Below are 19,031 nucleotides of genomic sequence, written 5' to 3' on the forward strand. Positions count from 1 at the left end.
ATGCCTCTGAAAACATTGAAGTACTTTTCCACGTTGTTTGTTCTTGCTCTCGCGCTGGTTGCAGGCTGGTGGCTGTGGAATTTTTATATGCAATCCCCCTGGACGCGTGATGGCAAAATTCGCGCTGAACAGGTCAGCATTACTCCCCAGGTTTCAGGGAGTATTACGGCGCTTCTCGTTAAAGATAACCAGTACGTTAAAAAGGGAGACGTTTTATTCCGAATCGACGATACCCCGTATCACATTGCGATTCTGAATGCCCAGGCTCAACTGGCGAAAGCGCAGTCTGACTTAGCAAAAGCCAACAATGAGGCAAACCGCCGCCGACACTTATCGCAAAACTACATCTCTGCGGAAGATCTAGATACCGCGAATATCAACGTTAAGGCCATGCAGGCAAGCGTCAACGTGGCTGAGGCTACGCTGAAACAAGCCCAGTGGGAGCTGACCCAAACCGTTATTACGTCGCCTGTCGATGGTTGGGTGACCAACCTTTCAGCCCGTGTCGGTAACTATGCCACTACCGGACAGCCGGTGTTTGCGCTGGTCGACAGCCACTCCTTCTATGTCGTGGGCTATTTTGAAGAGACCAAACTTCGCCATATCCGCGAGGGTTCGCCGGCAGCCATAACCCTTTACAGTGGCTCTCGAAAGTTACAGGGTCACGTATCCAGTATTGGTCGGGCGATATACGATCAAAGCGTTGAAACGGATTCCGGCCTGGTACCGGATATTAAGCCGAACGTTCCCTGGGTGCGTCTGGCTCAACGCGTTCCGGTTCGCGTAGAGTTTGACCGTTTACCGCAGGACATCACCCTGGTATCCGGCACGACCTGTACCGTCTCCATCGGAACCCGTTAATGAAACTGCAGGTGCTCTCCTGGCGTAACACGCCGTGGATGAAAGCGACGCGTCCCCAGTGGCGCTACGCGCTGCGTAATGGCATCGCGATGTGTCTTGCGCTGACCATCGCCTATTATCTGGATCTCGATGAACCCTACTGGGCGATGACCTCTGCGGCGGTGGTGAGTTTCCCCACGGTCGGAGGCGTTATCAGTAAAAGCCTTGGTCGTATTGCAGGCAGCCTGCTGGGTGCCACTGCAGCGTTAATTATCGCGGGTCATACGCTGAATGATCCATGGCTCTTCTTGCTGAGCATGGCGGCATGGCTGGGATGCTGTACCTGGGCCTGCGCCCATTTTACCAATAACGTCGCCTATGCTTTCCAGCTGGCGGGCTATACCGCTGCCATCATTGCCTTTCCGGTGGTTAACGTACTCGATACCACCGAACTGTGGGATATCGCGCAGGCGCGCGTCTGTGAAGTGATTGTCGGTATTCTCAGCGGCGGGTTCATGATGATGATCCTGCCCAGTACGTCCGACGGCACCGCGCTCATCACCGCGCTGAAAACCATGCATGCCCGATTGCTGGAGCACGCAAGCCTGCTGTGGCAACCCGATACCAACGATGAGATCCGTCTCGCCCATGAAAAGGTTATCGGTCAGATCCTGACCATGAATCTGTTACGCATTCAGGCCTTCTGGAGTCATTACCGCTTTCGCCGTCAGAATACCCTGCTTAACTATCTGCTACACCAGCAGCTGCGCATGACCAGTGCTATCTCCAGCCTGCGCCGGATGCTACTCAACTGGCCGACGCCACCTGAAAACACCCGCGCGGTGATTGACGCGTTGCTCGCAACCCTTGCACGCCCGGATGCGGATATCTACACCGTCGCGAAGATCATCGCTCCGCTCGCACCGGTCGATGAGTACGATTATCGTCATCGTGCCTTCTGGCAGCGTCTTAATTATTTCTGCCGGCTGTATCTGCGCAGCAGCCGCTGGATTAACGCCGTCGAGAATGCCACCCCGGTGACTGAATTTAACGTCCCGGGTAGTCCAGCGCTCGCACGCCATACAGATTATCTCGAAGCACTGTGGAGCGGTTTTCGCACCTTCTGCGCACTGATGCTGGTGGGGGCATGGAGCATCGCCACACAGTGGGACTCCGGTACGGCAGCCCTGACGCTCGCAGCCATCAGCTGTGTGCTTTATTCCGTTGCAGCCTCACCATTTAACTCTCTTACGCTGCTGATGCGCACCCTCGTGTTGCTGTCGCTGTTCAGTTTTGTGGTGAAGTTTGGCCTGATGGTGCAGGTAAGTGACCTGTGGCAGTTCCTGCTGTTTCTGTTTCCGTTGTTAACCACCATGCAGCTTCTGAAGCTGCAAATGCCCAAACTGGCGGGGTTATGGGGACAGTTGATTGTCTTTATGGGGTCGTTTATTTCCGTGACAAATCCGCCGGTTTACGATTACGCCAGTTTTCTCAATGACAACCTGGCGAAGATCCTCGGTGTCGGGCTGGCCTGGCTGGCCTTCGCGGTGTTACGCCCCGGTTCAGATGCACGCAAGAGCCGTCGCCACATCCGGGAGTTACGCCGGGGGTTTGTCGACCAACTCAGTCGTAAACCGCATTTAAGTGAAAATGAGTATGAATCGCTGGTTTATCACCATGTCAGCCAGTTAAATAACAGCCAGGACGCACTTTCCCGCCGCTGGTTATTGCGCTGGGGCGTAGTGCTGTTGAACTGTTCGCATGTCGTCTGGCAACTTCGCGTGTGGGAAACACGCTCTGATCCACTCTCACAGGTTCGGGATGTTTGCATCTCCCTGCTACGCGATGTCATGAGTGAACGCGGTGTTCAGCAGCGCCCCCTGGAAGCCACACTGACTGAGCTGCAGCGGATCTGCGATACCCTCGCGCGGCACCATTTGCCTGCAGCCCGTGATTTGGCCTCAATCATCTGGCGCCTGCACTGCTCGCTGTCACAGCTGGAGCAAGCACCTCCTCCGGGAACCATTGGGGATCAAATTACACCGCAGGCATAACGCACCCCGCCACCACCAAGTGGTTTAGGCTGATCGGACATATTGTCACCGCCAACATGGATCATCAGTGCTTTGCCCTTAATCTCAGCCAGCTTTTTCAGCCGCGGGGCAACGACGGGATCCGTGGCTTTACCGTCGTTATTCACCACCAGCACAGGGAGATCGCCGAGATGCCCCATCCCGTTCGGACCTTCATGTTTACCGGAGTGTTGGGGATCAAAGTGGCCGCCCGCTGATTCCGCCGCCGAGGCTTTCCCCTCTTTCAGCGCAGGCTGACAGCTACCGTTGGCATGAACATGGAAACCATGTTCACCAGGTGGGAGTGCTTTAAGGTTAGGTGCGAACTCCAGTCCCTTGTCGGTCTCGGTTATTTTCACCGTTCCGATGGACTGCCCCACCCCCTGAGAGGTGACAAGATTCATTTCCACTTCATCACTGGCCGCCTGCGCGCCTGCGCAGACAACCAGCGTGACGAGAGCCAGAACAAAACGCTTCATAAGACCTCCACGGGTTATTTTTTGCCCCTTAAGTTTATACCAGGGGCAAAGATTTCACCGGAAAGTCACTTTTTGCTGGTTTACGGTACGTCGTAGCCGAGTGCGGCTTTACGGATGCGGAACCACTGCTGACGAGTCATCTGCAGCTCTTCTGCCGCAATCGCAGAGCGTACGCGTTCAATTTTACCGGAACCAATAATTGGCAGTGGTTTTGACGGCAGGCGCAGGATCCACGCGTACACCACTTGTTCGATGCTCTCAGCATTGAGCTCGCGGGCGATGGTTTCCAGTTCAGTGCGCAGCGGCTGGAATTCATCGTCGTTAAACAAACGTCCTCCTCCCAGGCACGACCACGCCATCGGGCGAATACGCAGCTGTTGTAGCTGATCAAGCGTCCCATCCAGCAGCAGCGGCTGATGAACCGGGGAGATCTCAACCTGGTTAGTGGCCAGGGTAAATGGCAGGCGCGACTGAAGCAGCGCAAACTGTGCCGGGGTAAAGTTTGAGACGCCAAAATGACGGACTTTCCCGCTCTGATGCAGATTCAGGAACGCTTCAGCTACTTCATCGGCATCCATGAGCGGATCGGGACGGTGGATTAACAGCAGGTCGATATGATCCGTCGCCAGATTGACCAGTGACTGCTCAGCACTTTTGATGATATGCGCACTGTCGGTGATGTAATGACCGAGAGCGTGCTCAGGTTTTGCGGTGGTGGCAATACCACATTTCGTGACGATCTCCATGCGATCGCGCAGTGCCGGAACCAGCTTGAGCGCCTCGCCGAATGCGGCTTCACACTGGTAGCCACCATAAATATCGGCATGATCGACCGTGGTGATCCCTAAATCGAGATGCTCTTCAATAAAGCTTGCCAGCTGGAGGGGGGACATATTCCAGTCCATCAGACGCCAGTAGCCCATTACAAAACGGGAGAATTCTGGCCCCTGGGGGGAAAGGGTAATTCGCTGAACCATAACATTTTCCTCAAGGATGTAATGTCATGAGTATACGCAATTACCCGTTTAAAACAGTGAAGGTTGCTGGGGTTCTTCTGCCTCACCCGCTTTGTTTGCGCGTATTTTGCGCAAAAGTCGCTGTCGGCAAAGTCGAAGCACCTCCTGTTTTTGCGTGTCGCTAAAGGTTTGCCAGTTGAAACGTTCATCACGGGTACGCATGCACCCGCGGCAATATCCGCGTTCATCTACCTGACAAATACCCCGGCACGGGCTCTGGATGGGGAAAAACTCCAGTTGCTCTGCCACACTCACCTCCACATTACCGCTATCACTTACAGTGAAGACGTTAAACATCCCGCGTGCAAGGGCTTTACCACAGATTTGTGGCATTAAGGTTTCACTAATCTTCCCTCTCTATACTCGCCCCATCATTAAAATGACAGGTTTTACACTCAATGTGGTTAATTAAAAAGTTACAGTGTAACGATATTAAATTTACTCTGGGCTGTGCACTCTTCTTTACTCTGGTGAACGGGCTATTTATACAGCGCAGTTGGGCAATTATCGCCCCAGTCCATCTTCACGACATCCTCTTTGCCGCAACCGTACCGCTGGTGCTTTTTTGCGGTTGGGTGATTGTGTTTAGCCTGCTCAATATTCCCTTTATTCGCAAGCCGCTGCTGATTGTGCTGACTCTCGGCTGCGCCGCAGCAACCTATTTTATGTATACCTACGGCGCGGTTATCGATCAGAACATGATCGTGAACGTGTTCGAAACGAACTCCCAGGAAGCCACCGCCCTGGTAACACCGCAGATGATTCTGTGGCTTGTGGTTGCCGGTCTCATTCCATCCGTAGTGCTGGCGCTGACCCGCATTCGTACCGGGAAATGGTGGTATGCCCTGTTGATGCGTGTTGCCGCGATGCTCGGTGCCCTGATGGTGATTATCCTCATCGCCGCCGTATTTTATAAAGATTACGCGTCGCTGTTTCGCAATAACAAAAGCATTGTCAAAATGGTCACTCCGGCGAACTATGTCAGTGCCGTGGTGAAGTACAGCAAAATGCGCTGGTTTGAAGGCGATCAAACGCTGGTGCGGATTGGCGAAGATGCACACAAGGGTCCATTGATTTCAGGCCAGCACAAGAAAACCGTTCTGGTGCTTGTTGTCGGCGAAGCGTCCCGCGCGGCGAACTACTCCCTGAATGGTTACACGCGTGAAACGAACCCGGAACTGAAAAAGCAGGATGTGATTAACTTCCCGCAAGCCTCTTCATGTGGTACCGAAACTGCCGTTTCCGTCCCCTGCATGTTCTCCGGCATGACACGCAGCAAATACGATGCTGACCTGGCTCACCACCAGGAAGGACTGCTTGACGTGCTCAACCATGCGGGTGTCAATCTTCTTTGGCGCGACAACGATGGCGGCTGTAAAGGCGCCTGCGATCGCATTCCGCATACTGACATGACGCAATGGAAACTGGATCAGTTCTGCAAAGACAAATCCTGTATCGACGACGTGAATTTCTATGGTCTGGACAACGTGCTGGATGGCCTGAAGCAAGATACTGTTCTGGTTATCCACCTGATGGGCAGCCACGGGCCCGCGTACTATCGCCGATATCCGGATAATTTCCGTAAATTCACCCCAACCTGCGACACCAACGAAATCCAGGATTGCGACCATCAGGCGCTGATAAACACCTATGACAACACCATCCTGTATACCGACAGCGTAGTCAGCAAAACAATTGATACATTGAAGGCGCGACAGGCAAGCATGAACACTGCGCTGATTTACCTCTCAGATCACGGTGAGTCGCTGGGTGAAAGCGGTATCTATCTGCACGGTACACCGTACATGCTGGCACCGGAACAGCAAACGCACATTCCGTTTATGTTCTGGTTATCTCCGGACTATGCGAAAAACTTTGGCATCAACGAACAGTGTTTACGGGACCATGCTGCAAAAAATGCGGTTTCTCAGGACAATTTGTTCTCGACTGTACTGGGTATGATGGATGTGAAATCAAAGGTTTATCAGCAGCAACTGGATATTCTGAACACGTGTCGTCAATAAACTCGCTTGCATTAGACCGAACGGTCTATTAGAGTGCGGCCATGAGCAGAAATACTGAACACGATACCCGCGAACATTTACTGGCGACCGGCGAGCAACTTTGCATGCATCGCGGGTTCACTGGTATGGGTCTGAGCGAGCTATTAAAAACCGCTGAGGTACCGAAAGGGTCGTTTTACCACTACTTCCGGTCCAAAGAGGCATTTGGCGTCGCAATGCTGGAGCGTCATTATGCTGGTTATCACCAGCGTCTGGCGTCTCACTTTGCATCGGGTAAAGGTAACTATCGCGATCGTGTTTTGAACTACTATCAGGAAACGCTGAACCAGTTCTGCCAGCAGGGCATTATCAGCGGATGTCTGACGGTAAAACTTTCTGCTGAAGTGTGCGATCTCTCCGAAGACATGCGCACGGCAATGGATAAAGGTGCCAGCGGTGTTATCGCCCTGCTGGCTCAGGCACTGGAGAAAGGCCGCGATGAAAAAACGCTGGTCTTTCCCGGTGAGCCTTTAACTCAGGCGCAGGTTTTATACGCCCTCTGGTTGGGCGCTAATCTGCAGGCCAAGATTTCACGCAGTGCCGTGCCGCTGGAAAGCGCGCTGGCACATGTGAAAAACAGCATTACTACGCCTGGCGTTTAACAGGCGTTTTTATTTACTTTATTACTAGTCGACTGGTCTACTCAGGAGTCTTTATGTCAGCTGAAAAATTATTTACCCCATTGAAAGTGGGTGCTGTCACTGCCCCAAATCGTGTATTCATGGCTCCGCTGACTCGTCTGCGTAGCATTGAGCCAGGTGATATCCCAACCCCACTGATGGGTGAATATTATCGTCAGCGCGCCAGCTCTGGCCTGATCATCACTGAAGCCACGCAGATTTCTGCACAGGCTAAGGGTTACGCAGGTGCACCAGGTCTGCACAGCCCGGAGCAGATCGCCGCATGGCAGAAAATTACCGCAGGTGTTCACGCTGAAGAGGGTCGTATTGCGGTCCAGCTTTGGCACACCGGTCGTATCTCTCACAACAGCATTCAGCCTGGCGGTCAGGCACCGGTTTCCGCTTCCGCCCTGAGCGCGAATACCCGTACTTCACTGCGCGATGAAAATGGTCACGCAATCCGCGTTGATACCTCAATGCCACGCGCGCTTGAGCTGGACGAGATCCCGGGTATTGTTAACGACTTCCGCCAGGCCGTAGCCAATGCGCGCGAAGCCGGGTTTGATCTGATTGAGCTGCACTCCGCTCATGGCTACCTGCTGCACCAGTTCCTGTCACCGTCATCTAACCATCGTACTGACCAGTATGGCGGCAGCGTCGAAAACCGTGCCCGTCTGGTACTGGAAGTGGTTGACGCGGTATGCCAGGAGTGGAGCCCGGAGCGTATCGGCATCCGCGTCTCTCCGATTGGCTCTTTCCAGAACGTCGACAACGGCCCGAACGAAGAAGCGGACGCGCTCTATCTGATTGAAGAGCTGGCGAAACGTGGTATTGCTTATCTGCACATGTCCGAGCCAGACTGGGCCGGTGGTCAACCTTACACCGACACTTTCCGTCAGAAAGTGCGCGAGCGTTTCCACGGCGTGATCATCGGTGCGGGAGCCTATACGCCTGAGAAAGCCGAAGACCTGATCAATAAGGGTCTGATCGACGCCGTCGCGTTTGGCCGCGACTACATCGCCAACCCGGATCTGGTTGCCCGTCTGCAGCAGAAAGCAGCGCTGAACCCGCAGCGTCCGGAAAGCTTCTACGGCGGCGGCGCAGAAGGCTACACCGACTACCCTTCTCTGTAATCCCTCCATTGAGCATTGATAGCGGCGACAATTCGCCGCTATACTAAAACATCGTTTCTGTTCAAAAACATATTCTATTCCATAGGTTAATGAGGAAATTATGCGCCTACTTCACACCATGCTGCGCGTTGGCGATCTGCAACGTTCTATTGATTTCTACACTAACGTACTGGGTATGAAACTGCTGCGCACCAGTGAAAACCCGGAATATAAATACTCACTGGCATTTGTGGGTTATGGCCTGGAAACGGATGAAGCGGTCATTGAGCTGACTTACAACTGGGGCGTAGACAGCTATGAGCTGGGTACAGCATACGGCCATATCGCGCTGGAAGTAGATAACGCTGCCGAAGCATGTGAACGCATTCGCCGCAACGGTGGTAACGTGACGCGTGAAGCGGGCCCGGTCAAAGGTGGCACAACCGTGATTGCGTTTGTTGAAGATCCTGACGGCTATAAAATCGAGCTGATTGAAGCCAAAGATGCCGGTCGCGGTCTGGGTAACTGATCCCTCAGGGCGCAATATGCGCCCGTAGTTTTACTGCATACCCTTCCAAAATTTGCCATAATGCGCTCTGCTTTTTCCCCATGTAAGAGACCCTGATGTCCGATAACGCTCAATTTAGCGGTCTGTGCGACCGTTTTCGTGGTTTTTATCCCGTTGTCATTGATGTAGAAACAGCCGGATTTAACGCTAAAACCGATGCGCTGCTTGAAATCGCCGCCATTACGCTGAAGATGGATGAACAGGGCTGGCTTACACCGGACACTACGCTGCATTTCCACGTTGATCCTTTTGAAGGGGCAAACTTACAGCCGGAAGCACTGGCGTTTAACGGTATCGACCCGCATAACCCGCTACGTGGTGCAGTCAGTGAATATGATGCGCTGCACGCCATTTTTAAGATGGTGCGTAAAGGCATGAAAGAGAGCAACTGCAGCCGCGCGATCATGGTGGCCCATAACGCCACGTTCGATCACAGCTTTACCATGGCCGCCGCAGAGCGTGCCTCGCTCAAACGAAATCCTTTCCATCCTTTTGTCACCTTCGATACCGCAGCCCTGAGTGGCCTGGCGCTGGGACAAACAGTGTTATCAAAGGCCTGTATCACGGCAGGTATTGAGTTTGACGGTACGCAGGCACACTCTGCCCTGTATGACACGGAGCGCACCGCAGAACTGTTCTGTGAGATTGTTAACCGCTGGAAACGTCTGGGCGGCTGGCCGCTGCCGATGGGTGACAGCGAAGAGTAAAAAAAAGCGACCTGAAGAGGTCGCTTTTTTATTTCTGCAGAATGTTACTCTGCGTCCGGCTCTTCAGTTTTGTACTTAGCCGCCGTCTCTTTGATCAGCTGCTGCAATTCACCGCGCTGATACATCTCAATCAGGATATCGCAACCGCCAATCAGTTCGCCGTCTACCCACAGCTGTGGGAAAGTCGGCCAGTTAGCGTACTTAGGCAGCTCAGCGCGGATGTCCGGGTTTTGCAGGATATCAACGTAAGCAAAACGCTCACCACAGGCAGACAGTGCCTGAACTGCTTGCGCGGAGAAGCCGCAGCTTGGCAGCTTCGGAGAACCTTTCATATACAGCAGAATCGGGTTTTCAGCGATCTGGCGCTGGATTTTTTCAATAGTGGTGCTCATGTCTTGCTTCCTTTAACTTCTGTTACGGCATTAGTCTGACATTGTAGCGGTTCAGACTGGCATCGGAAAATAACATTTTTGTCACGTTTATTTATTTTACCGCGAGTCATGAAAAGTTGCATTGCAAATGGTGTTTAACCCTGCTGCGGTCAGGGTTTTGCTTAGGGAATGAACAAATATGCGACAGAACGATGAATTTTTTTGCACTTGCTAACGAAACACGATTGTAGATTGAAAAATGCTATTAACTTCTCGGGTTTTTATGGATTAGAATCGACGGGCTTTGTAAATCATACGCAGGTGCTATAGATGACCTGCATTTATCAGGGGACTGCCCAGTGGCGCGGATAAATAAAATCTCGATCACGCTCTGTGCTTTACTGTTTACATCACTCACTTTCACGCCAGTGGCAAACGCCTCTCAGCAGGCGCGGCATTCTGCTGTGCAAAAGAACCATCTGGTGAAAGCCACAGAACGTAAGAAAAAAACCACCAGTAAGAACGACAAGAAAAAAACAACTGCTCAGACTAAACAAACCACTTCCAGCAAGACCAAAACAAAATCTTCCCGCACTGCTCACACATCCAAAAGTAAAGCCTCGCAGACCGCCGCCAACCTCGTGACTGAAAAATGCATCACTCGTAAAGGACATAAGGCGAAATGTACGAAGGTCACCAAACTCGCAGAAGTGCATAAAGTTCGCGTCCAGAAAGCGCAAAAGACGGCGATGAACAAATTGATGGGGCAGATTGGTAAACCTTATCACTGGGGTGGAAGCTCCCCGCGTACCGGTTTTGACTGCAGCGGCCTCGTCTATTACGCGTATAAAGATCTGGTGAAGTTCCGCATTCCACGCACCGCCAATGAAATGTACCACCTGCGCGATGCTTCTCCGGTTGACCGTGGCGAGCTGGAAAACGGCGATCTGGTTTTCTTCCGCACACAGGGTCGCGGCACGGCTGACCACGTCGGTGTCTATGTCGGTAACGGGAAATTCATTCAGTCACCACGCAGCGGCCAGGATATTCAGATCACCTCGCTGAGTGAAGACTACTGGGTTCGTCACTATGTCGGCGCGCGTCGCGTCATGACACCTAAAACCATTCGCTAATCCCTGCCCTGCCGCATCGCGGCAGGGTAAGTTCCTCTTTTGCATACCCTTTCAATTTGCTATTCTCTCCTCGTTGTCTGTGTGGTTATTGGCAACACAAAATACAATAAGGAGAGAAGCAATGTCGTTCGAATTACCTGCACTACCGTATGCAAAAGACGCCCTGGCACCGCATATTTCTGCGGAAACCCTGGAATATCATTACGGCAAACATCATCAGACCTACGTCACCAACCTGAATAATCTGATCAAAGGCACCGATTTTGAAGGCAAAACACTGGAAGAGATCGTCCGCAGTTCAGAGGGGGGTGTATTTAACAACGCTGCTCAGGTGTGGAACCACACTTTCTACTGGCACTGTCTGGCACCGAATGCTGGCGGCGAACCGACCGGTGAACTGGCTACCGCGATTAACGCAGCATTTGGCAGTTTCGCTGATTTCAAAGCGAAATTTACCGATGCAGCTATCAAGAACTTCGGTTCTGGCTGGACGTGGCTGGTAAAAGAAGCCGATGGCAAACTGGCTATCGTTTCCACCTCTAACGCGGGTACCCCACTGACCACCAGCGCTAAGCCGCTGATGACCGTGGACGTTTGGGAACACGCTTACTACATTGATTACCGTAACGCGCGTCCGAACTACCTGGAGCACTTCTGGGCACTGGTTAACTGGGAGTTTGTGGCGAAGAACTTCGCCGCATAAGAGACACGCAGAAGGGTTCGCCCTTCTGCGTTTTTTGCTTATTCAGCAGCGCAGGCCGTTTCCGGCTGCTTACGACCGGACATCATCACTAACAGCAGACCGAGCGCGGCAATAATCGCCCCCATCACCGGTACAAAACTGTATCCCAGCCCTCCAGAAATAACCGCGCCACCGGCGGCTGCACCGAGCGCATTACCGAGATTGAACGCGCCAATATTCACTGAAGACGAAAGACCCGGTGCCTCATGGGCGACACGCATCACGCGCATCTGTAGCGGTGGAACCACAGCAAAGGTGGCTGCTCCCCAGACGACCATCGCAATGGCTGCTCCGAACTCATTACGTGCCAGCCACGGAATAGCAATCATGATGACAATCAGCAGGGTTAAGAAGCCCTTCAACGTCCCGCTTACGGAACGGTCGGCAAATTTCCCACCCAGATAGTTACCAATCGAGAAGCCCACACCAATCAGCACCAGCATCGCAGTGATAAAGATCGGTGTTGCGTGAGTGATGTCGTGAAGCACGGGAGAAATGTAGGTATAGAGGGTAAACATCGCCCCTGCCCCCAACACGGTAGTCAGCAGCGCCGAGAGCACCTGCGGGCGTACCAACACAGACAACTCTTTACGCACGTCAGGACGTTCCCCCGCACTGCCTTTCGGCAGGGAGAAGAACAGTGCCACCATCGCGATCACACCCAGCCCGGCAGTCGCCAGGAAGGACATACGCCAGCCAATCACTTCCCCCAGCCACGTCGCGGCAGGTACGCCGCCAATGTTGGCAATGGTTAGCCCCATAAACATGGTGGCCACGGCACTCGCCTGCTTGTGTTTTGGCACCACGCCTGCTGCAACAACCGACCCCAATCCAAAGAACGCGCCGTGGTTAAGGCTGGTCAGAATGCGTGACAACATCAGGGTGGTGTAGTCCGGCGAAATGGCGGAAAGCACGTTGCCCAGGGTGAAAATCGCCATCAGGAAAATCAGCGCATTGCGGCGCGCGCGGTGCGAAAGCAGAAGCGTCATCAGCGGTGCCCCAACCATCACGCCGATAGCGTAGGCGCTGATTAACATCCCTGCGGCAGGGATCGAGACATCCACGCCTCTGGCAATAACTGGCAGTAAACCCATCGGGGAGAATTCAGTGGTGCCAATCCCAAAAGCGCCAATCGCCAGGGCCAGCAGGGGAAAATTGATTTTCATACGTCAACTCCGGATGCCGTGTCATGTGGTGACACAGAACAAAGAAGCGGAAAGCATGACATCAATCACAAAAAATGAGAAGTTAACAAAATAGCAAAAGATTTTTGCCAGAGAAGTAACAATCCGGGGAATCGGGAGGGAGAAGACTCTCCCTCCGCGTAAATCAGTGCAGTGCGGCCGTCAGACCCGCTGCGACAATCAAAGCCAGCACAATAACGGTGGTGAACAGCGAAAACTTCAGATCGGAACTCATCAATTTTTCTCCTTTTAATCCCCCCACGAAAAGTGAGCTTGCTCATTTTTGCACAATTTACGTCAAAAATCTTCCTGGATTTAAACGGATAACCACTTTACCTCTTCCCCTTTTCATCAAGATAGGACAAAATTCCACGCTAAATTTATTAGCGTACCGGCCATTGACCCCCTCCTGACGTCCTGTGTCGTTTTCCCGGCGTGTCGCAATTCAAAATTGCGTGATAAGGGTGAGAGAAGGCAAACGTTTACCTTCAAGTTTTTCAGGAGTTTAGGATATGGTCTGGAGTGACATTTAATGGCAACAATTAAAGATGTAGCAAAACGCGCAAACGTTTCCACTACAACCGTATCACATGTAATTAACAAGACCCGTTTTGTGGCGGAAGAGACGCGCAATGCCGTCTGGGCAGCCATCAAAGAGCTGCACTATTCGCCAAGTGCGGTTGCGCGAAGCCTCAAGGTTAATCACACCAAGTCTATTGGTTTGCTGGCGACCAGCAGTGAAGCGGCCTATTTTGCCGAGATTATTGAGGCAGTAGAAAAAAACTGCTTCCAGAAAGGCTATACCCTGATTCTGGGCAACGCGTGGAACAGCATTGAAAAACAGCGAGCTTACCTGTCGATGATGGCTCAAAAGCGTGTTGATGGTCTGCTGGTGATGTGTTCCGAGTATCCGGAATCTGTGCTGTCGATGCTGGAAGAGTATCGCCATATCCCAATGGTGGTGATGGACTGGGGTGAAGCCCGCGCGGACTTCACCGATTCCGTGATCGATAACGCCTTTGAAGGCGGTTATATGGCGGGTCGTTACCTGATTGAACGCGGTCACCGCGAGATCGGCGTGATCCCGGGTCCACTGGAGCGCAACACCGGTGCAGGTCGTCTGGCTGGGTTTATGAAAGCGATGGAAGAAGCGCTGATCACCGTGCCGGAAAACTGGATCGTGCAGGGCGACTTTGAACCGGAGTCGGGCTACCGCGCTATGCAGCAGATCGTCTCCCAGCAGCACCGTCCGACCGCCGTTTTCTGCGGGGGCGACATCATGGCAATGGGTGCCCTTTGTGCGGCCGATGAGCTGGGTCTGCGTGTACCGCAGGATATTTCTGTGATCGGGTATGACAACGTGCGTAATGCGCGCTTCTTTACGCCGGCATTAACGACCATCCACCAGCCGAAAGATTCACTGGGTGAAACCGCCTTCAATATGCTGATGGACAGGATCGTCAACAAACGCGAAGAGTCGCAGTCCATTGAAGTTCACCCGCGTCTTATTGAACGCCGCTCTGTTGCCGATGGTCCGTTCCGCGACTATCGCCGGTAATCTCTTAACGGGGCCAGTTAACCTGGCTCCCGTAACCACTCCCGGTTTAGCGTTTCGCTGTCTCCCAGATAATCCAGTAACCAGGCCATCGCAGGTGAGACATCATTTTGCTGCCAGGTGAGGCAGCAGGCCGCATCCGGGAATGGATTCTCCAGTGTCAGTTCAACCCACTCTCCGGCATCAATTCGCGGCCGCGCAAAATGAACGGGTACCATCGCGACACACAAACCAGCACTGAGACACGTCGCTGATGATTCCCAGTCGGGTGCAACCACCCGCCGCTGGTTGTCCAGAAGCCAGGTGATACGCTTGGGTAATGAACGGGACGTATCCTCAAGTACCAGCGACGGCCAGTTGCGTAGCGTATCGTCGCTCAATGGTCCTTCCAGAGCCGCCAGCGGATGATCACTTGCCACCACGCATTTCCAGCTCAGCATTCCCATATCACGAAAAGCGTACCGACCCCCGACAGGGATCGCCTGCGTGGCGCCAATGGCCATCTCCGCCCTTCCGTCCGCCAGTGCATCCCAGACACCGTTGAACACCTCCTGTGACACCCGCAATTCGACGTCAGAAAAATGACGATAGAAATCGACAATCATTTGCCGGGTACGCTCGGGTTTGACAATATTATCCACCGCGATGGAAAGATGCCCCCGCCAGCCGTTAGCGATCTGTTGGCACTGTTCGCGGGTGATCTGCATTTTTTTGATAACAGAACGCCCTTCTTTCAAAAACCACGCACCGGCGGGCGTTAATTCCACATCCCTATGTCGCCGTTCAAACAGCGGAACCGCCAGCCACTCCTCCAGTTGACGCACCGTGTAGCTGATAGCTGAAGGGACGCGGTGTAACTCCTGCGCCGCTCCACTGAAGCTGCCGTTACGCGCGACAGCATCGACTACTTCAAGAGAATAATCTGACCACATTTTCTGCCTGCAAAAAATTTGAATGCAACCACCAAATATTAGCGTTTCACAAGCCGCTTTGCACTCCCTACACTCAGCGCCAATGTATACCTGCCTCCTCAGGAGAATAAAACAATGCAACCCAGGAATGGTTTTTTAGTCTGGCTCGGCGGCTTAAGCGTGCTGGGCTTTTTGGCCACTGATATGTACCTGCCGGCTTTCGCCGCTATGCAGGAAGATTTGCAAACCCCAGCCGCGGCCATCAGCGCCAGCCTGAGTTTGTTCCTCGCCGGTTTCGCCTTCGCGCAGCTACTTTGGGGGCCGCTATCAGATCGTTTTGGCCGTAAACCGGTCCTGTTGCTGGGCCTGGGCATTTTTGCCGCCAGCTGTCTGGGTATGTTATGGGTACGCGATGCGACCTGGTTGCTGGTGCTGCGCTTTGTGCAGGCCGTCGGCGTCTGCGCAGCAGCGGTGACCTGGCAGGCCCTCGTTACCGACTACTACCCAGCCAACCGCACCAACCGGATTTTCGCCACCATTATGCCGCTGGTAGGGCTTTCACCTGCCCTCGCCCCGCTCCTGGGCAGTTGGATCCTGGTGCATTTCGAGTGGCAGGCTATCTTTGCCACGTTGTTTGCCATCACACTGGTACTCATGCTGCCGGCATTCGCGCTCAAACCTGCGCATAAAAAAGAGGCGCATGCGGATGCAAAGCCCATTACCTTTACCTCTTTGCTGAGTGCCAAAGCATATCGCGGTAATGTCCTGATTTATGCCGCCTGCTCGGCGAGTTTCTTCGCATGGCTGACCGGTTCGCCATTTATTCTGCATGATATGGGGTACAGCCCGGCGGCGATTGGCCTGAGCTACGTTCCGCAAACCATCGCATTCCTGGTGGGCGGGTACGGCTGTCGTGCGGCTCTGCAGAAATGGGAAGGTCAGCAGATGCTGCCGTGGCTGCTGGTGCTGTATGCATTGAGCGTTATCGGGACATGGGCTGTTGGTTTTATCCCGGGCACCGGTCTGGTAGAAATTTTAATGCCATTCTGCGTGATGGCCGTCGCTAACGGGGCAATCTACCCTATCGTTGTGGCGCAAGCATTACGTCCGTTCCCACAGGCGACGGGTCGCGCGGCTGCGCTGCAGAACACCCTGCAGTTGGGTCTGTGCTTCCTGGCAAGTCTGGTGGTCTCTGCGCTGATTGCCACGCCGCTCCTGACCACCACCACCGTGATGCTGGTGACTGTTGTGCTGGCCTTTGTGGGCTACCGTATGCAGGCTGCCGCACAGCGTGAGCTGAGTGACAGCCCCCCGGTTGAAACGTCGCACGCGTAATCGCGCCGGAAATTATGTTAACTTCCAGTGATTAGGTTGCTAAGAATTTTTTATTGAATCACCAAATTTTGAGGCCTATACTAAATTTGGTTCGATTAAATACGATAAATATTAAGTGTTAACGGGAGCCGGAGTGCTCCCGTTTTACCATGGAAGGCATTTCGGCAAGGGTTATCTCCCTTCCTCTGTTCTACGTCGGATATTAGCCTCGCGGTATTTACCGTGAGATTTCTCACAAACCAAAAAAAGCGTCTACGCTGTTTGAAGGTTCTGATCACATCAGGGTGATGGAGAAGCTATGAGTTCATCGTGTATAGAAGAAGTCAGCGTTCCGGACGATAACTGGTCCCGGATCGTCAGTGAACTGTTGGGTCGAGCAGGCATCACTATCAATGGATCGTCACCAGCGGATCCCCAGGTTAAACATCCCGACTTTTTTAAACGCGTGTTGCGGGAGGGATCGTTAGGTCTGGGAGAAAGCTATATGGATGGCTGGTGGGAGTGCGAACGGCTGGATATCTTCTTTACCAGCGTGTTGCGCGCCGGTCTGGAAAATCAACTCCCCCGCAATCTGAAAGACACACTGCGCGTCGCCTCAGCCCGGCTGTTTAATCTGCAAAGTAAAAAACGCGCATGGATCGTCGGCAAAGAGCATTACGATCTCGGCAACGACCTGTTCAACCGTATGCTTGACCCCTTCATGCAATATTCCTGCGCTTACTGGAAAGAGGCTTCGACACTTGAAGAGGCTCAACAGGCTAAGCTGCATCTGATTAGCGAGAAACTGAAGTTAGAACCCGGAATGCGCGTGCTGGATATCGGCTGCGGCTGGGGTGGGCTGGCCTGGTTTATGGCGAAGCACTACGGCGTCAGCGTGGTGGGTGTCACTATTTCCGCTGAGCAGCAAAAGATGGCGCGGGAACGCTGCCAGGATCTTGATGTGGATATCCGGCTACAGGATTACCGCGATCTTAACGAACAGTTTGACCGTATCGTTTCCGTGGGCATGTTCGAGCACGTGGGGCCGAAAAACTACGACACCTATTTTGAGGTGGTGGATCGTAATTTGAAACCAGACGGCATCTTCCTGCTGCACACCATCGGCTCTAAGCGAACCGATAACAACGTTGACCCGTGGATCAACAAATACATCTTTCCGAATGGCTGTTTACCGTCCGTTCGCCAGATTGCCAACGCCAGTGAACCCCATTTCGTGATGGAAGACTGGCATAACTTCGGTGCGGATTACGACACCACCTTGATGGCATGGCATGCTCGTTTTCAGGAAGCCTGGCCTGAGATTGCGGACAACTATTCTGAACGATTCAAGCGGATGTTTAGCTATTATCTGAATGCCTGCGCGGGTGCGTTTCGCGCGCGGGATATTCAGCTCTGGCAGGTGGTATTCAGCCGGGGCATTGAACACGGTTTGCGTGTCGCCCGCTAAAAAAATAACCCCGGTTACCCGGGGTTATTTTTTATTCTTCTTCTGCTGTTTTAATTATTGCGGCTTCTTTTGCCGCCAGCACACGCTCAACGGTATCCACCACCGCCTGAGTTTGCGGATCGATTTCGATATTTACGCGATGCCCCAGTTTTTTCGCCCCCAGCGTGGTGCGCTGCAGCGTTTCAGGAATTAAATGCACACAAAAACGCGTAGGTGTCACTTCCCCGACAGTCAGACTAATCCCATCAATACCAATAAACCCTTTGTACAGGATGTATTTCATTAATGAAGGATCCTGCATTTTAAACCAGATTTGACGGTTATTTTCCGAGGTCACAATTTTCGCCACTTCGGCAGTGGTCATGATGTGCCCCGACATCAGATGCCCGCCAATCTCATCGCTGAACTTCGCCGCCCGTTCTACGTTGACGGTATCCCCAACCGCCAGCTCACCCAGATTGGTGATACGCAGCGTCTCTTTCATTAAATCAAAGCTGATCTGGTTGCCGTTAATTTCGGTAACTGTCAGGCAGCAGCCGTTGTGGGCAATCGAGGCGCCGGTTTCGATGCCATCAAGCATATATTCCGGCAGCTCAACAACATGAGTTCGGAAATTAGGTTTTTCATCAATGGACACCACTTTGGCGGTACCCTGCACAATACCAGTAAACATGCTTACAACTCCTGTTTTTTCCGGACGGTGGTGACACCGTTTAATCCCATCACAATAACAGTTGGAAAAACAGGTTGCCAGCGGAGCGCATTTTCTGGCGATTTTTTCACTAGATAAATAGCTAAAGCCCGCTACAATAGCTGGCACCCCCCTGCATTTTCTTCTTGCTGCCAGTTACGGCGGCTTTTTTAGTCTCTCAAATA

General features: G+C 52.9%; 20 protein-coding genes. 12 read left to right on the forward strand and 8 right to left on the reverse strand.

Going from position 1 to position 19,031, the window contains the following annotated elements:
* Positions 1 to 861 carry an efflux RND transporter periplasmic adaptor subunit gene (locus V6E55_RS16260; RefSeq protein WP_114979457.1) on the forward strand — a complete coding sequence of 287 codons (861 nt, stop codon included), beginning with the start codon at positions 1 to 3 and terminating at the stop codon, positions 859 to 861.
* The gene (locus tag V6E55_RS16265) at positions 861 to 2,894 is read left to right on the forward strand and encodes an FUSC family protein (protein WP_129995993.1); all 2,034 of its coding nucleotides are present in this window, start codon (positions 861 to 863) and stop codon (positions 2,892 to 2,894) included. Before V6E55_RS16260 ends, V6E55_RS16265 begins: the two co-directional genes overlap by 1 nt.
* On the opposite strand, the gene sodC is transcribed toward V6E55_RS16265, so the two are convergent.
* The 3 genes from sodC to V6E55_RS16280 all read right to left on the reverse strand — a co-directional run bounded on the left by sodC (position 2,873) and on the right by V6E55_RS16280 (position 4,704).
* Positions 2,873 to 3,391 carry a superoxide dismutase [Cu-Zn] SodC gene (sodC, locus tag V6E55_RS16270; RefSeq protein ID WP_129995994.1) on the reverse strand — a complete coding sequence of 173 codons (519 nt, stop codon included), beginning with the start codon at positions 3,389 to 3,391 and terminating at the stop codon, positions 2,873 to 2,875. The two genes, V6E55_RS16265 and sodC, sit on opposite strands and share 22 nt — an antisense overlap.
* A gap of 80 nt (positions 3,392 to 3,471) precedes the next feature.
* On the reverse strand, positions 3,472 to 4,368 hold the full coding sequence (locus V6E55_RS16275) for an aldo/keto reductase (protein WP_236921593.1): 897 nt from the start codon (positions 4,366 to 4,368) through the stop codon (positions 3,472 to 3,474).
* Positions 4,369 to 4,416: 48 nt separating this feature from the next.
* A complete protein-coding gene (locus V6E55_RS16280; RefSeq protein WP_236921594.1) occupies positions 4,417 to 4,704 on the reverse strand; it encodes a DUF1289 domain-containing protein in 288 nt (95 codons plus the stop codon).
* A gap of 101 nt (positions 4,705 to 4,805) precedes the next feature.
* Between V6E55_RS16280 and eptA the strand changes: the two genes are divergently transcribed.
* The 5 genes from eptA to rnt all read left to right on the forward strand — a co-directional run bounded on the left by eptA (position 4,806) and on the right by rnt (position 9,477).
* Entirely contained in the window at positions 4,806 to 6,431 is a 1,626-nt protein-coding gene (eptA, locus tag V6E55_RS16285) for a phosphoethanolamine transferase EptA (protein WP_236921592.1), read from the forward strand.
* Positions 6,432 to 6,472: 41 nt separating this feature from the next.
* A complete protein-coding gene (locus V6E55_RS16290) occupies positions 6,473 to 7,072 on the forward strand; it encodes a TetR/AcrR family transcriptional regulator (RefSeq protein ID WP_236921591.1) in 600 nt (199 codons plus the stop codon).
* Between the two features lie 53 nt (positions 7,073 to 7,125).
* Positions 7,126 to 8,223 (forward strand): alkene reductase, encoded by a 1,098-nt coding sequence (locus tag V6E55_RS16295; protein WP_114979451.1) that lies wholly within the window; start codon positions 7,126 to 7,128, stop codon positions 8,221 to 8,223.
* Positions 8,224 to 8,323: 100 nt separating this feature from the next.
* The gene (gene gloA / locus V6E55_RS16300) at positions 8,324 to 8,731 is read left to right on the forward strand and encodes a lactoylglutathione lyase (RefSeq protein ID WP_316943375.1); all 408 of its coding nucleotides are present in this window, start codon (positions 8,324 to 8,326) and stop codon (positions 8,729 to 8,731) included.
* 95 nt (positions 8,732 to 8,826) lie between these two features.
* Entirely contained in the window at positions 8,827 to 9,477 is a 651-nt protein-coding gene (gene rnt / locus V6E55_RS16305; RefSeq protein WP_049006331.1) for a ribonuclease T, read from the forward strand.
* Between the two features lie 44 nt (positions 9,478 to 9,521).
* On the opposite strand, the gene grxD is transcribed toward rnt, so the two are convergent.
* Positions 9,522 to 9,869 (reverse strand): monothiol glutaredoxin 4, encoded by a 348-nt coding sequence (grxD, locus tag V6E55_RS16310; protein WP_003029202.1) that lies wholly within the window; start codon positions 9,867 to 9,869, stop codon positions 9,522 to 9,524.
* A gap of 338 nt (positions 9,870 to 10,207) precedes the next feature.
* Between grxD and V6E55_RS16315 the strand changes: the two genes are divergently transcribed.
* Both V6E55_RS16315 and sodB read left to right on the forward strand, forming a co-directional pair.
* Complete coding sequence (locus V6E55_RS16315) at positions 10,208 to 10,981, forward strand: C40 family peptidase (RefSeq protein WP_114979449.1); 774 nt, start codon at positions 10,208 to 10,210, stop codon at positions 10,979 to 10,981.
* Between the two features lie 121 nt (positions 10,982 to 11,102).
* Positions 11,103 to 11,684 (forward strand): superoxide dismutase [Fe], encoded by a 582-nt coding sequence (gene sodB, locus V6E55_RS16320; RefSeq protein WP_114979448.1) that lies wholly within the window; start codon positions 11,103 to 11,105, stop codon positions 11,682 to 11,684.
* Between the two features lie 38 nt (positions 11,685 to 11,722).
* Here the strand turns inward: sodB and V6E55_RS16325 are convergent, their stop codons facing one another.
* Positions 11,723 to 12,889: an MFS transporter gene (locus tag V6E55_RS16325; protein ID WP_129995999.1), complete on the reverse strand. Its 1,167-nt coding sequence runs from the start codon at positions 12,887 to 12,889 to the stop codon at positions 11,723 to 11,725.
* 163 nt (positions 12,890 to 13,052) lie between these two features.
* The gene (gene cydH, locus V6E55_RS16330) at positions 13,053 to 13,142 is read right to left on the reverse strand and encodes a cytochrome bd-I oxidase subunit CydH (RefSeq protein WP_020688313.1); all 90 of its coding nucleotides are present in this window, start codon (positions 13,140 to 13,142) and stop codon (positions 13,053 to 13,055) included.
* Between the two features lie 297 nt (positions 13,143 to 13,439).
* Between cydH and purR the strand changes: the two genes are divergently transcribed.
* Positions 13,440 to 14,465, forward strand: a complete 1,026-nt coding sequence (purR, locus tag V6E55_RS16335; RefSeq protein ID WP_114979446.1) for an HTH-type transcriptional repressor PurR — start codon at positions 13,440 to 13,442, stop codon at positions 14,463 to 14,465.
* A 17-nt stretch (positions 14,466 to 14,482) separates the two neighbouring features.
* Here the strand turns inward: purR and punR are convergent, their stop codons facing one another.
* Positions 14,483 to 15,394: a DNA-binding transcriptional activator PunR gene (gene punR, locus V6E55_RS16340; protein ID WP_129996000.1), complete on the reverse strand. Its 912-nt coding sequence runs from the start codon at positions 15,392 to 15,394 to the stop codon at positions 14,483 to 14,485.
* A 114-nt stretch (positions 15,395 to 15,508) separates the two neighbouring features.
* Between punR and punC the strand changes: the two genes are divergently transcribed.
* On the forward strand, positions 15,509 to 16,708 hold the full coding sequence (gene punC, locus V6E55_RS16345; RefSeq protein ID WP_316943376.1) for a purine nucleoside transporter PunC: 1,200 nt from the start codon (positions 15,509 to 15,511) through the stop codon (positions 16,706 to 16,708).
* 298 nt (positions 16,709 to 17,006) lie between these two features.
* Positions 17,007 to 18,155 (forward strand): cyclopropane fatty acyl phospholipid synthase, encoded by a 1,149-nt coding sequence (cfa, locus tag V6E55_RS16350; protein ID WP_316943377.1) that lies wholly within the window; start codon positions 17,007 to 17,009, stop codon positions 18,153 to 18,155.
* A 31-nt stretch (positions 18,156 to 18,186) separates the two neighbouring features.
* Here cfa and V6E55_RS16355 read toward each other — a convergent pair whose 3' ends face one another.
* The gene (locus tag V6E55_RS16355) at positions 18,187 to 18,828 is read right to left on the reverse strand and encodes a riboflavin synthase subunit alpha (protein WP_114979442.1); all 642 of its coding nucleotides are present in this window, start codon (positions 18,826 to 18,828) and stop codon (positions 18,187 to 18,189) included.
* Positions 18,829 to 19,031: the final 203 nt, after the last annotated feature.

The sequence above is a fragment of the Enterobacter sp. 342 genome (genome assembly GCF_036663495.1).
Taxonomy (GTDB): Bacteria; Pseudomonadota; Gammaproteobacteria; order Enterobacterales; family Enterobacteriaceae; genus Enterobacter.